Annotated in this window: 12 protein-coding genes; 4 read left to right on the forward strand and 8 right to left on the reverse strand. The window is 47.7% G+C overall.

What is annotated here, in order from left to right; genetic code table 11:
* Nucleotides 1–72: 72 nt before the first annotated feature.
* Nucleotides 73–891 carry a UDP-2,3-diacylglucosamine diphosphatase gene (locus ACYVFD_RS22890; RefSeq protein WP_461092835.1) on the reverse strand — a complete coding sequence of 273 codons (819 nt, stop codon included), beginning with the start codon at nucleotides 889–891 and terminating at the stop codon, nucleotides 73–75.
* A gap of 112 nt (nucleotides 892–1003) precedes the next feature.
* Here ACYVFD_RS22890 and ACYVFD_RS22895 point away from each other — a divergent pair, with 112 nt between their 5' ends.
* Complete coding sequence (locus tag ACYVFD_RS22895; protein WP_461092836.1) at nucleotides 1004–1636, forward strand: acetyltransferase; 633 nt, start codon at nucleotides 1004–1006, stop codon at nucleotides 1634–1636.
* An 89-nt stretch (nucleotides 1637–1725) separates the two neighbouring features.
* Here ACYVFD_RS22895 and fcl read toward each other — a convergent pair whose 3' ends face one another.
* Nucleotides 1726–2667: a GDP-L-fucose synthase gene (gene fcl, locus ACYVFD_RS22900; RefSeq protein WP_461092837.1), complete on the reverse strand. Its 942-nt coding sequence runs from the start codon at nucleotides 2665–2667 to the stop codon at nucleotides 1726–1728.
* A 115-nt stretch (nucleotides 2668–2782) separates the two neighbouring features.
* On the opposite strand from fcl, the gene ACYVFD_RS22905 reads away from it, so the two are divergent.
* Complete coding sequence (locus ACYVFD_RS22905; RefSeq protein ID WP_461092838.1) at nucleotides 2783–3796, forward strand: toxin-antitoxin system YwqK family antitoxin; 1014 nt, start codon at nucleotides 2783–2785, stop codon at nucleotides 3794–3796.
* Nucleotides 3797–3883: 87 nt separating this feature from the next.
* Here the strand turns inward: ACYVFD_RS22905 and ACYVFD_RS22910 are convergent, their stop codons facing one another.
* The 3 genes from ACYVFD_RS22910 to ACYVFD_RS22920 form a co-directional block, all read right to left on the reverse strand.
* A complete protein-coding gene (locus ACYVFD_RS22910; protein ID WP_461092839.1) occupies nucleotides 3884–4681 on the reverse strand; it encodes a tetratricopeptide repeat protein in 798 nt (265 codons plus the stop codon).
* A 76-nt stretch (nucleotides 4682–4757) separates the two neighbouring features.
* Nucleotides 4758–6185, reverse strand: a complete 1428-nt coding sequence (locus ACYVFD_RS22915) for a DEAD/DEAH box helicase (protein WP_461092840.1) — start codon at nucleotides 6183–6185, stop codon at nucleotides 4758–4760.
* A gap of 76 nt (nucleotides 6186–6261) precedes the next feature.
* The gene (locus tag ACYVFD_RS22920; RefSeq protein WP_461092841.1) at nucleotides 6262–7152 is read right to left on the reverse strand and encodes a fructosamine kinase family protein; all 891 of its coding nucleotides are present in this window, start codon (nucleotides 7150–7152) and stop codon (nucleotides 6262–6264) included.
* Between the two features lie 54 nt (nucleotides 7153–7206).
* Here ACYVFD_RS22920 and ACYVFD_RS22925 point away from each other — a divergent pair, with 54 nt between their 5' ends.
* Complete coding sequence (locus ACYVFD_RS22925; protein WP_461092842.1) at nucleotides 7207–8403, forward strand: anhydro-N-acetylmuramic acid kinase; 1197 nt, start codon at nucleotides 7207–7209, stop codon at nucleotides 8401–8403.
* Between the two features lie 12 nt (nucleotides 8404–8415).
* On the opposite strand, the gene mog is transcribed toward ACYVFD_RS22925, so the two are convergent.
* The 3 genes from mog to ACYVFD_RS22940 form a co-directional block, all read right to left on the reverse strand.
* Nucleotides 8416–8940, reverse strand: a complete 525-nt coding sequence (mog, locus tag ACYVFD_RS22930; protein ID WP_461092843.1) for a molybdopterin adenylyltransferase — start codon at nucleotides 8938–8940, stop codon at nucleotides 8416–8418.
* A 109-nt stretch (nucleotides 8941–9049) separates the two neighbouring features.
* Nucleotides 9050–10870 (reverse strand): glycosyltransferase, encoded by a 1821-nt coding sequence (locus ACYVFD_RS22935; protein ID WP_461092844.1) that lies wholly within the window; start codon nucleotides 10868–10870, stop codon nucleotides 9050–9052.
* Between the two features lie 88 nt (nucleotides 10871–10958).
* Nucleotides 10959–11966 carry an isoaspartyl peptidase/L-asparaginase family protein gene (locus ACYVFD_RS22940; protein WP_461092845.1) on the reverse strand — a complete coding sequence of 336 codons (1008 nt, stop codon included), beginning with the start codon at nucleotides 11964–11966 and terminating at the stop codon, nucleotides 10959–10961.
* A gap of 80 nt (nucleotides 11967–12046) precedes the next feature.
* Between ACYVFD_RS22940 and purU the strand changes: the two genes are divergently transcribed.
* A complete protein-coding gene (gene purU / locus ACYVFD_RS22945; RefSeq protein ID WP_461092846.1) occupies nucleotides 12047–12916 on the forward strand; it encodes a formyltetrahydrofolate deformylase in 870 nt (289 codons plus the stop codon).
* The last annotated feature ends 51 nt before the right edge of the window (nucleotides 12917–12967 follow it).

Here is a 12967-nt window from a genome sequence, read left to right on the forward strand (position 1 = left end):
TTATGAATTACGATCTGTAGATGGTTCGGTTACTGTAGGGCGTTTGAGCAATAATGGCCAACAGGATGCTTGTCAAGCCGACATTGGATTTATCGTGAATTGAAACGACGGACTGACAGGCTGAACGGGTTCTGCATCGTCGCCCAGGTCAGATGTATAATAAAGCAGGCTCCAGTTGCCCTCATGGTCTTCGACCAGGGCACTAAGTGATTCGACCCAGTCGCCCGAGTTCATATAAATGATGCCATCAAATTCCCGAATGGCGGGTTGGTGAATGTGGCCGCAGATAATTCCATCGCAATGGCGGGCACGGGCTAGCTCGGTCAGCTTCTGTTCATAATCGGAGATATAGCTAACGGCTTTCTTGATTCGGGATTTAACCTGCTGAGAAAGCGAGTAATAGGACAAGCCGCGCCAGGTGCGGTAGTGGTTATAAAACTTATTGACCCATAGCAGAAAGGTGTAACCCAAATCGCCCAGGTAAGCCAGCCATTTCAATTGCGACGTTATCGAATCGAATACATCGCCATGGGTCACATAAAACTTCTTATCGCCCGAATTTAGGGTGTAATCTTTGCGGATGGAGAAGTTTTTGCCCACTTTTAAGGGCATTACCTGATCCAGGAAATCGTCGTGGTTGCCGCGTAGATAAACAACTTTTGTATTGTAGTGAACGATTTGTTTTAAAACCGTTTTAAAGAAAGCGGTATGCTTTTTCTTCCAGGTGCCATACTGTTTCAACTGCCAGCCATCGATAATGTCGCCGTTGAGGATAAGTTTCTGGCAAGAGTAATTTCGCAAAAACTCAGTGGCTTCTTTCGCTTTCGAACCGGCCGTGCCGAGGTGAATATCGGAAAGAACAATCGTTCGGAATTGCGTACCTGGTTGCATGAACGAAGTTACCTATCCTGTATGAACCAGGATTTATGGGACTGTTACCAAATTGACAAGGTTATTACTCTATTGGCGTAGTTGTTCACATTGATTTAATAAACCACAATAAATGGAGAATCCAGTGCTAATTTTTGGAGCGGGAAGCCTGGGCGTGACCGCCTTAGATCTGTTTCAGCGGAATAATGTAGTGGTCTACGGCCTGCTCGATGATAATAAGGAACTGCATGGAAAGGAGTTTGGCGATGTATCGGTATTGGGCGAAACCGACGATGATGGCTTTCTAAAACTCATCGGTCAGAAATGCGAAGCGTTTGTCGCCATCGCCGACGTACGCGTACGGAAGCGACTGGTGAAAATGCTCAACGAGCGACGCAAGATACAGCCCGTCAACGCCATTCATGATACCGCTACTGTGTCGACACTGGCGAGTATTGGTCATGGCAATCTGATTGCCGCCCGTGTCGTCGTTAACCCGTATGCCGAAATTGGCCAGCACTGTATTATTCAGTCGGGCGCGGTAGTTGAAAGTCAGGCCAAACTTGGCGATTATGTTCACATTGGAACGGGAAGTTTAATCAATAGCGGGGTAACCGTAGGGGAGGGCGCTTTTATCGGAACAGGCGCTACTATTGTAGCGGGAATCACAATAGGCAAAAATGCCCGCATTGGCGCGGGCTCAGTCGTGGTAGAGGATGTCGATGCTGGGAAAACCGTATTTGGCAATCCAGCAGCAAAACTGTAGAGACGCGAGTGATCTCGTCTCATGACCGGATGGTTTTATTTGCAAATAAATATATCGCTGACCCATAGGAGACGCGATCCCTCGCGTCTCTACTCCACATACAACACCTCATTGGCCAGGAAATCCTGATAGGTTAGTTCCAGGCCTTGCTTTAACTCGGTTTTGTGTTTCCAGCCCATCGCATGGAGCCGCGAAACATCCATCAGTTTGCGGGGAGTGCCGTCGGGCTTATCGGTATTCCAGCGAAGCTCGCCTTCGTATCCGACCGTTTCTTTCACCATTTCAGCCAATTCCTTGATGGTTACGTCTTCGCCGGTCCCGATATTGACAAACAACTCGTCGCTGTAATGCTGCATTAAATAGAAGCAGGCATCGGCCAGATCATCGGCATGAAGAAACTCGCGCATGGGTGAACCCGTTCCCCAAACTTCTACCGTTGGCAGGTTATTGATTTTGGCTTCATGAAACTTTCGGATCAACGCGGGCAGTACGTGTGAGCCTTGTAGGTCATAATTGTCATTGGGACCATATAGGTTCGTGGGCATGGCCGAAATGAAGTTACACCCATATTGACTACGATACGCTTCGCACAGTTTGATTCCCGTGATTTTTGCGATAGCATACGGCTCGTTTGTCGATTCGAGGAAACCACTCAGCAGATATTCTTCTTTAAGAGGTTGTGGGGCTAGTTTTGGATAAATGCACGAAGAGCCAAGGAACAACAATTTCGTTACGCCTGTTTTATAAGCAGAATGAATGATGTTTGATTCAATCATTAAATTGTCGTACAAAAATTCGGCACGATAGGTGTTATTAGCCATAATGCCACCTACCTTCGCAGCCGCCAGAAATACGTATTCGGGACGTTCCTGCTCAAAAAAATCGATAACGGCGGATTGATTACGTAAGTCAAGTTGGGATGAGGTGCGGGAGATAATATTGGTATAACCTTCCTGTTGAAGTTTACGAACAATAGCCGAGCCGACCATCCCCCGGTGTCCGGCTACATAAATACGAGCTTGTTTTTCCACGAGTATACGTTATAAATAACCACCGGAAGGTCTGGTGGACAGGTTGATAAAATATTGTAACGGTGTAAAGCGTTGCAAAACTAACAAACTTAGGGCTCCAATTGGTTAGATCGCCATGCTAGTAGATAAATTTAAACTAATTATCCTCAGTTCAATAGTTTCGGTAACACATTTATCGGGCGTTTGGGCGCAAACGGCACCGGCATCGCTCACTACGGCTTCTAAACCTGCATTGGAACCATCCGGGGCACCAGCTTCACCTTTTGCCCCTTTCTCGTCAGTACCCTCATCCATGACAACGCTGGGTTTGCCTACCATGGCGTCGTTGAAAGAGCAAAAAGATGCCTATGTATCCGGAATTATGCCGGATTTAGGGCTGAAGGTTAAGCAATTAAAAAAAATAAAGGCTGATCTGAAGTCAAAAAACAAGCAGTCGAAAACCGAATACGAAGGCTTTTCGATGGTAAAGGCATATACCAAGTTTGGCAGTGGCGACCGGACCATTGTTGAAGAGTTTCATGTGTTGCGCGATAACGATGCCGCTAAACCACTACCCTACATTCGCGACATTTACCGCTATTATCAGAAATCGGGCCGTGTGACCAGCTCGATTGTCCGCGACGAAGGCTCTGGGTTGTTATTGCATGGACCGTATAAACGCTATCAGAACGGCGATTTAATGGAGGAAGGGTACTACTATGCTGGTATGAAGGATGGTCGTTGGGAGAAATATGACAGCCATTTTATGCTGCTGGATAAATCCCGCTGGCATCAGGGCGTTCCGGCCGAATCGAAACTGACCTTTTATGACTCTACCCATCGTAAGATCAAAGAGATTATTCCGATGGAGTACGGGAAAATTAAAGGCGCCTACATGGCCTTTCATGAAAACGGATTGCTGGCTGAGGAAGGTAAATACGATAGTGGCGTGAAAGTAGGTCGCTGGACGGAATATTACCCCATTAACCCAAGTGGTCGTCGGATGCGTCGAAAACTCACCCAATACGCCAGCGACCAGTGGGACACCGAATTTGAGCCCTACACGATCACAGAATGGGACGAAAAAGGCAAAGTCACCTACGAGCGGTCGAAAGAAAAAGTGGTTCAGGAAGAAGAAACGGAGAATTAACGTAGAGGCGCATCCTTGCGTCTCATGAACGGATGGTTTTAAGCAGATACTTTATTGCTGACGCATAGGAGACGCAACGATGCGTCTCTACTTGAATTTACCTTTAGGATCGGGTTGTTTGGCCAATAGTTCGTTGAGATAGCTGATGTCGATGGCTGAGAAATCGAGCGAGCTGGCCTGATGAAAATAATCCCAGGCTTTCTGATAATTGGCTTTCAGATAGTAGACAACCGAAAGTTTCTGATAGGACAAGGCGTTTGGATTAACAGTTACCGCTTGCTGTAAATGCGTCTCCGCGTCTATCAACACATCTTCATTCGGCTTTTCCTGGTAATGCTTGATTTCCAGGGTTGCCAGGTCGGTCATGAGCACCGTATTATTTTCGTCGACAGCAACCCCTTTCTTCATCAACCGAATAGCTTCTGATAGCTGGTTTTTCTGGTAGCACACAACGCCCAGACCCCAGTAAGCATCCGCATTTTTATCGTTGAGCAGCCACGCCAGGTTGAAGCGGTGCGTAGCCGTGTCTAACTGTTGCTTACCAATGTAATCCCAGCCGCGATTGGCGAAGAATTCACTGGCTTCGGTCCGGCTGGCAAAATTTCGATCGCAGTCGTTCAAAAAATGAATCTCTTCGTTAATCTGTTCGGCGGTCTTGGGCCGTTCGCCAAATAAAGGGAGTATCGCAACAACAGCATCTCCACCCGACACTTCCAGCGTCGATTGGGTAGTGTGGGCAATCGTTTCTGTATGATCGCGCTCGGGTTTGGACTGCCGGACCGTATCGCCCGAACGCGCCGAGGTAATGAACTGCTTGGGTTGGGCTACCGACAAAAGCGGCAATCCAAGTAAAGTCCACTGTATCAGCTTTATGCGAACGCTCATCGGAAGCATGTACTACACGCAGGTATGTGTTACGATACAACGAAACGGGAAACCAAGTTAGTACATTACAGACAATTTACCGTCGCCCTCCCCGAAATCCTGACCCCTTCCCTGTACCTGTTTTGCTGCCTGACGATGTCCCTGATTTGCGCCTTGTCCCACCAGAAGGCTGTCCTTTGGCTGAAAAGGCTGTTTTTTTCTGTCCGGTTAATTTGCCTTTGCTCGTCGATCTGGCTTTGCTACTGGGTAAATTTTTTGCCTTTTTTTCATGAAAAGCCCCCAGGAATGTAGGATCTTCTTTCCGCCGTTGCTCATCGATCTGCCGGAGCATGTCTTGTTGCTCGTCGAAAGGCGTTTCCATAACCTCAACTTCGGGGGGCAGCGGCTTCCGGGGAATGGTCATGCGAATGATTTTTTCGATCTTCTGGACATGGTATTCTTCGGCAATCGTCAGAAATGTAATCGCTTCGCCCGACCGGTTTGCCCGCCCTGTACGACCAATCCGGTGTACATAATCTTCATAGATTAAGGGCAAATCGAAGTTGATAACGTGACTAACTTCGGCTACGTCGATACCTCTGGCAGCTACATCGGTTGCCACTAACACCTGGATATCGCCCTCTTTGAAGGCTTCCATAGCGTTGATGCGTGTATTCTGACCTTTGTTGGCATGGATAACCCGAATCTTATCGGTCTCTATCACTTTGCGTGCCAGAAATTTATAGATATTCTCGGCGGTCCCTTTGGTCCGGGCAAAAATGATAACGCGCTGAAATGCATCCTTGCTAACCAGGTAATCCAGCATGTTGATTTTTGTGCGGAAGTTCGGCACTTCGTAAAGTACCTGACTCACCATATCGGCGGTAGAAGCCTGTGGCGTTACTTCCACTTTAATAGGGGCTTCCAGAAACTCGGCTGAAAGCCGTTCGACTCGTCCGCCAAAGGTAGCCGAAAACAGGAGATTCTGCCGCTTTGTTGGAATCACTTCCAGAATAGACCGAATCTGGGGCATGAAGCCCATATCCATCATTTTGTCGGCTTCGTCGAGGACCATGGTGCGAATATCTTTCGTCACAATCTCACCCATCCGGTATAGATCCATAAACCGCCCCGGCGTAGCTACCAGCAGGTCGACGCCTTGTTGGAGGGTTTCAATCTGCGTTTTAGGGCCAAGACCACCATATAGAGCCAGATGGCGTAAACCTGTGTATTTGCCTAGCTCGCTAACGGCCTTATTGATCTGAATGACCAGCTCGCGTGTAGGGGCCAGAATCAACGCCCGTGGGTTTGACCCCTGCGGGTATTTGATTTTCATCAATATAGGCAATAAATAAGCGGCTGTTTTGCCCGTTCCCGTTTGCGCAATGCCCAGCACGTCATGATTCCCCAGGCTCAGCGGAATGGTTTGTTGTTGGATGGGCGTGGGCTCTGTATAGCCTAGTTCAGCCACGGCATTCAGAAGTTGCCGGTTCAGGTCGAACTGTTCAAAAGAAGTGATGTCCATAAAGGAGGCTAGGCCAATCTGGAGATTGGCCGTTCTATTAGTTGTTGACGGGCCAATCTGGAGATTGGCCCAGCCATCAGAGCTGTTTTAGAATTCGTTCTACGCCACTAACGTAACCAGAGCCAAACAGATTCACATGAACGAGTAATGGATACAGATTATAAATGGATACGCGTTCGTTGAAACCACTTATTAATGGAAAAGCTTCGTCGTATGCATCGTAAAAACGTGCATCGAATCCGGCAAAGAGTTTCGTGAAGGCCAGCTCAGATTCACGGAAACCATAATAAACGGCGGGATCGACCAGAACCGGAAGGCCATCTTCATTAACCAGCACATTGCCCGACCATAAATCACCGTGGAGTAGTGCAGGGCGCTCGTTAGGAAGTAAATTAGGTAGGCGGGTGCGAAGCCTTAACAAGGCTTCGTATGTTTGTCTTGAAATCAGTTCTCTATAGAGAGCCAGCCCCGCCTGAGGCAGTAATCGCTGTTCAAAGAAAAAATCGTAGCCGTCGGCAGTAAGTTGATTGGTCTGAGGGAGAGAGCCGATGTAATTGTTAAAATGCAATCCAAATTCAGGCTGAGTATTCGCGTGCAATCTCGCCAGGCGCTGGGCTAGTGTTTCCCAGTAATTCTTAGGTCGTTTGCCAAAGTCAATGTATTCCAGAATCAAATACGATTTATCCTGAAAATGGCCACAACTAATAACTTCAGGAATGGGGAACGTGTGGGTCTGACGAAGCAAATCGAGTCCAAGGGCTTCGGTCTCGAACATATCTGGTTCAAGATGGCCATCGCTTTGATTCCATTTGATGAAGAAAACGCCTTCTGTCGAAAAGACACGGGCTGCGGTGTTAATATTGCCCCCAGATAAAAACTGAGTTTCCATAACATCGACCGGTTGGCCCAATGCCGAAAATAAAATGCTTTCGAAGAAGGCAAATTGCTCGTTACCCCAGAATTCCATTTATTAACAGCCGTTCTTACGAATTAACCAAATTTAGTGGATAGTGACCTAATTATGAACGCACAAATTCAACACTTATATACCATTGCTCAAAAAAAAGAGCGTCGAATTATCGGACTGATGTCAGGCACTTCGCTCGATGGCCTCGATGTGGCCTTGTGCCGCATCGCCGAAAGCGGCCCTGAAACGACCGTTGTTGTAGAACAATTTTCTACGATACCTTATCCAGAGGAACTTAAAGCCAACATTCGTACCATTTTTGCAAAGTCGATAATTGACTTTGAAGAGCTTTGTTTGCTAAATCCATACATTGGACGGCTACACGGGCAAATGGTATTGCAATGCCTGCGTAATTGGGATATTCATCCAACCGAAATTGATGTTGTCGCCAGTCATGGGCAAACGGTATACCACGCTCCAAAAAGCCAGCACCGGCGTGATAAGTTCCCGAACGCTACCTTACAAATCGGCGATGGCGATCACGTAGCCGCTACAACCGGTATTATTACGTTTAGTGATTTCCGGCAAAAACACATTGCCCTCGGTGGGGAAGGTGCTCCCTTGGCTGTGTATGGCGATTATTTTATGTTCACAAAGGTTGGTGAAAATCGTATCCTACTCAACATGGGAGGCATCGCCAATTTTACCTATCTACCAGCCGATGGGAAAGCCAATGACGTCTTTACAACGGATACGGGTCCGGGAAATACGCTTCTGGATGCTTATGCCCGAAAATTTCTGAATAAACCCTACGACGAAGATGGCCGCCTGGCAGCACAGGGGCAGGTAAATACAGCGCTAGTTGAAGCCCTAAAAAAGAATCCGTTTTTCGACGCTCCCTTTCCCAAAACGACCGGCCCTGAAGTCTTTAATATGCCGTATGTCGAAGATGCGCAAGTACGCAGCCAGACTACAGACCTGTCGGCTGCTGATTTGATGGCTACGCTCGTTCAGTTCAGTGCCGAAACCATTATGGATTCCATCAAACGGGTTATGCAGCCAGGGGAGACCTATCGGGTGTATATGAGTGGAGGAGGGATGCACAATCCAGTACTTATTACAACTCTTCAACAATTATTGCCAACCTGTACATTTGGCCGAACCGACGAGCTAGGCATAAATGGAGATGCCAAAGAAGCGGTTCTCTTTGCTGTGTTAGCCAACGAAAGCCTGGCTGGAGGACACGCATCCTTCGGTGATCGACAGGGCGTTCCATCGGTATCGATGGGAAAAGTCAGTTTTCCGAAATGATACCGTAAGCCATTAACTCTTCGGCCGGAACACCTTCATCTTTTCTTCATCAGTGGTCAGATAGGGGCCACCAATTAGATCGATGCAATAAGGAATGGCCGGGAATACGACAGACAGGCATTGGCCAATGGCTTTGGGCTTGCCTGGTAAATTTAGAATAAGTGTCTGATTTCGAATGCCTGCCGTTTGGCGCGATAGAATGGCCGTAGGAACGTATTTTAAACTTTCCTGACGCATCAGCTCCCCGAAGCCTGGCATCATTTTCTGACAAACAGCTTCAGTCGCTTCGGGGGTTACATCGCGGGGCGCCGGGCCGGTACCGCCCGTTGTAACAACCAGACAACACTCCTCCTTATCGGCCAACTCGATCATGGTGGCTTCCAGCTGGTCCTGTTCATCGGGAATAATTCGATAAACGGGCTCCCAGGGGCAAGTCAGCCATTCGGTTAGTAAGCTTACAACTGCTTTGCCCGGAATGTCTTCATAAATGCCTGCACTAGCCCGGTCCGAAACGTTGATGATACCGATTTTGATCATAGTGATGGTAAGTATTAGGAGCGAGGAGTGAGGAGCGAGAATGGCAGACGCAAAAATTGCTGCCGGATGGATTCTCACTCCTCACTCCTCGCTCCTAACTACTGATAAATTAAGGCTTCTTTCGTTTCAGCGCCAGATCGTGGGCAGTATCGTAATAGGAGCGAAGGCTACTCCAGTCAAATACATCGGCAATGCTCTCGACCAGATTTCGCTGCTTGATCCGGTCGCGCTGCGCCATTTTAACGAAACGGTAAAGGACATCGGCTAGTTGGTCGGCCGCTTCATTGAACGACTGCGTCCGGCGGTTGATGACGTAAATGCCCCGGTTTTCGTAGTCACGCATGATTTGCATGATGAAATCACCAAAGCCCGACTGGTCGCTCGTAACGGTTGGAATACCGCGAACCACACACTCCAGTGGCGTATATCCCCAGGGCTCATAGTAGCTTGGGAATATACCCAGGTGGCATCCCCGAACAAACTGGCTATAATCCAGGCCAAACAGCGGGTTGGTAGACGCTATGAAATCAGGGTGATAAACGATTTTAACCCGGTCGTATTCATTGTTGACCAGATTGGCCTGTCTGATAAAGCGAGTCATATCATCTTCCTGAACCAGATTGTGGGTTACAAAAGGTGGAAGATGTTTGGTTTTCCAGCTTTGAACCGTTCGGCGCAGCCGAAGTCGCCAGTATTCATCAACAAAGCTGTTCAGATCAGGTAAGGTTGTACTTTGCGTGTTGGAAGCGGCTGCATGGAAGAGTCGTTCGCCCACCTGCTTCTCTATGCTTTCGCAGGTATCCTGAATTTCGTCGAGCAACGCACGCGAGTGAAGAACCTCCGGATTGATGGATGTGTAAGGCTGTTTGGTAACCATAAACATCACAATCGTGGTATCCATATTTGCCTGACGCATCCGGTAGTTCAGTCGGGCAAGCGCTTCAAGGGTCAGGTCGTAGCCTTTGTTGCTGAACTCAAAACGTCCTGAAGTAAAGAAATACAGGGTTTTTTCCAGGTCGAACGAATAACTCTGGAAGAAGTGCCCCATCACAAACTCATGAATTTTCTGCTTGTACTGGACGTGCAGATTCTGGAATTCGTGGACGGCAGCAAACCGAGTAACGTTTAGGCCATTGGGTAGAACTAGGTCGGGGTTGCGTCCTAAAAAAACCTCGCACTCACGGGCCGTTACATCACTAACCGTTGTAAATACATGTGACTGCTGGGCGGCTAATCGCTCGATGGTTGCCTGCGTTTCGATACCGTAGTGCTGCGCTTCCCGTTTCCAGTCGAAAAAGGGAAGTTTGCCATAGAAACCAGACTCATTCTGGGCCAGGTACCGGCCCAGCATCGTGGCATGGGTGGTAAAGACTGTTGCTACTTTAACGTTATCACGACGTAGGTCGGGCAAGCCCGTACTAGCCATCCATTCATGGAAATGGGCGACAAAATCAACCCGACGAGAATGATCTTCGGCTAATAAAGTGATAAATAAACGGACCATTTCGCCGAAGGCAATGGTCTGATTAACAAGGTCTTCAACGTTTAAGGTAGAGAGTTGGTGCTTCAGCCATAACTGCGTTTTGATCTCGTTGAGCTGAGTAACGCTGATGCTATTAACATCGAATAAGACAACGCGGGGGCGACCTGTAACCAGCCAGTAACCATATTCGACACTGTAACCTAACTGACGCATTTTGCGAACAGTTTGCCCAATTTCTGTTTCGTCAGAGTCCGTAATGGGTTCAAATTCAGCGGCTGATCGCTGGGGGAAATACGGGCCAATGGCCACATAGTTATCATCCCATTTTTCGACCATTGCTGGCACTTTCGACCGGATAACCGTATAAATTCCTCCTACCTGATTACATACCTCCCAGGCGATTTCGAGTAGGAGTTTCCGCTTCGATGTTGAAAATACCGATTCCAATGTATGTCTCGATTTTAATAGTTTAGTACGGATAAATGCCGATTTGGGACGGCAATTAAGTACTATAAACAATAAAAGAAAAACTTGTTTATTTCAAATATGATTTTGCGTCGGTAACCTGGGTCTTCTGTTGTTGAGATAGCGTGTAATTGAAACCTGGCTGAATGCTGTAAGCTCCATACTCACCTCGCTTGTTAACGGCGATAAATCCGACCTGTATGTCTTTGTAATCCTGCTTTTTAACGATTCGCATGGCTGCTTCTTCGCAAGCTTGCTGGGGTGTTCGTCCTTGGCGCATCAGCTCGACGACCAAAAATGACCCACAGGTACGCATTACCAATTCGCCCAGTCCGGTAGCACAGGCTCCGCCAATTTCGTTATCAACAAAAAGCCCAGCTCCAATAATGGGCGAATCGCCGACACGTCCGCGCATTTTATAGGCTAGGCCACTCGTTGTACAGGCGCCTGATATATTTCCTTGGTTATCAATGGCTAACATGCCGATTGTGTCGTGACGTTCGATGTTGGCAATGGGTTTGTATTTAGCTGTTTTGAGCCACTCACGCCATTCCTTTTCGGCTTTTGGAGTCAGTAAGTTTTCCTTTTTAAACCCCTGAGAGAGCGCAAAGTTTAAAGCTCCTTCGCCACTAAGCATAACATGGGGTGTTTTTTCCAGGACTGCACGGGCTACCGAAATAGGATGCATAATATGTTCCAGAAAAGTAACTGAACCCGCATTCCCTTTTTCATCCATGATGCAGGCATCGAGCGTAACATGCCCATCTCGGTCGGGTCGACCACCGTATCCTACACTCATATCTTCTGGATCGGCTTCTGGTACACGAACACCTGCTTCTACCGCATCCAAAGCACGTCCGCCCTTGTCTAATACAGCCTGGGCAGCAGCATTTGCTTTGGGCTGTTTCCAGGTCGATAAGACGAGAGGACTACTTTTCAAATTGGATGTAGGCATATTCTCATTGGGCGAATGCTCAATCGCTCTTTTACTATAAGATGATTGATGCGGGCGAAACGAGAAGGTTGGCAATAGCCCTGCTAGTGAGCTAAGTGTCAGAAAACGACGGCGATTTACCATAGGATGAAGGCTTGTGGCCCAAAATAAAGGAATAAACGGTTGGCATTCGCTACTTTTATTCAATTTATTCAAAACCACCTATGGCAATTACCGACAAACACATATTACTGATGGATGGCCCTGATAGTAAGGGGTTGATTTATCACGTAACCGGCGTCCTGTTTCGGCATAACCTGAATATTATCCATAACGATGAATATGTAAGTCCATCCGGGCAGTTTTTTATGCGAACGGAGTTTGAGGCCGGGGTTGCGCCCGACGCGTTCGATAATGCCGCTTTACTGCACGAACTACAAACAACATTACCTGACTCGGCCAATAGCAACAGAATAACGTTTCGGCTGAATCCAAAGCGGAAGAAAGCCATTGTTGTAATGGTCACGAAGGAACACCATTGCCTGGGTGAACTACTGATCCGTTATGCATTTGATGAACTCGATGCCGACATTCTGGCCGTTGTGAGTAATTATAATGTGCTCCAACCGTTGGTCAGTAAGTTCGGGATTCCGTTCCATTACATTTCCCATGAAGGTAAAACCCGCGAAGAGCACGAGGTCGCTATTTTACGAACCATGGCGATTTATGAACCCGAGTACGTCGTATTGGCCAAATATATGCGGGTGCTGACGCCCGAATTTGTCAATCATTTCCCGAACCGGATTATCAACATTCACCACTCTTTTTTACCGGCTTTCATTGGCGCCAATCCGTATCGGCAGGCCTACGAACGAGGAGTTAAAATCATCGGAGCTACGGCTCACTTTGTCAATAATGACCTGGATGAAGGGCCGATTATTGCGCAGAATGTGAAAGAAGTAGATCACCGGCATACAGCCACCGATATGGCAACCGAAGGAAAAGATGTCGAAAAAATCGTGCTTTCGCAGGCGCTAAAACTAGTCTTTAACGACCGGGTATTTATTTCGGGTAATCGGGCTATTGTGTTGTAATGCCGTACCACCGCATTACAACACAATAGCCCGATTGCTTTGCTTAAAAAT

This window comes from Spirosoma gilvum (assembly GCF_054776815.1).

Excerpts from the sequence above, each read along its gene's own strand:
- ACYVFD_RS22890 (WP_461092835.1), bottom strand. The coding sequence starts at position 891 with ATGCAACCAGGTACGCAATTCCGAACGATTGTTCTTTCCGATATTCAC.
- ACYVFD_RS22895 (WP_461092836.1), top strand. The coding sequence starts at position 1,004 with ATGGAGAATCCAGTGCTAATTTTTGGAGCGGGAAGCCTGGGCGTGACC.
- ACYVFD_RS22905 (WP_461092838.1), top strand. The coding sequence starts at position 2,783 with ATGCTAGTAGATAAATTTAAACTAATTATCCTCAGTTCAATAGTTTCG.
- ACYVFD_RS22910 (WP_461092839.1), bottom strand. The coding sequence starts at position 4,681 with ATGAGCGTTCGCATAAAGCTGATACAGTGGACTTTACTTGGATTGCCG.
- ACYVFD_RS22915 (WP_461092840.1), bottom strand. The coding sequence starts at position 6,185 with ATGGACATCACTTCTTTTGAACAGTTCGACCTGAACCGGCAACTTCTG.
- ACYVFD_RS22920 (WP_461092841.1), bottom strand. The coding sequence starts at position 7,152 with ATGGAATTCTGGGGTAACGAGCAATTTGCCTTCTTCGAAAGCATTTTA.
- ACYVFD_RS22925 (WP_461092842.1), top strand. The coding sequence starts at position 7,207 with ATGAACGCACAAATTCAACACTTATATACCATTGCTCAAAAAAAAGAG.
- mog (WP_461092843.1), bottom strand. The coding sequence starts at position 8,940 with ATGATCAAAATCGGTATCATCAACGTTTCGGACCGGGCTAGTGCAGGC.
- ACYVFD_RS22940 (WP_461092845.1), bottom strand. The coding sequence starts at position 11,966 with ATGGTAAATCGCCGTCGTTTTCTGACACTTAGCTCACTAGCAGGGCTA.
- purU (WP_461092846.1), top strand. The coding sequence starts at position 12,047 with ATGGCAATTACCGACAAACACATATTACTGATGGATGGCCCTGATAGT.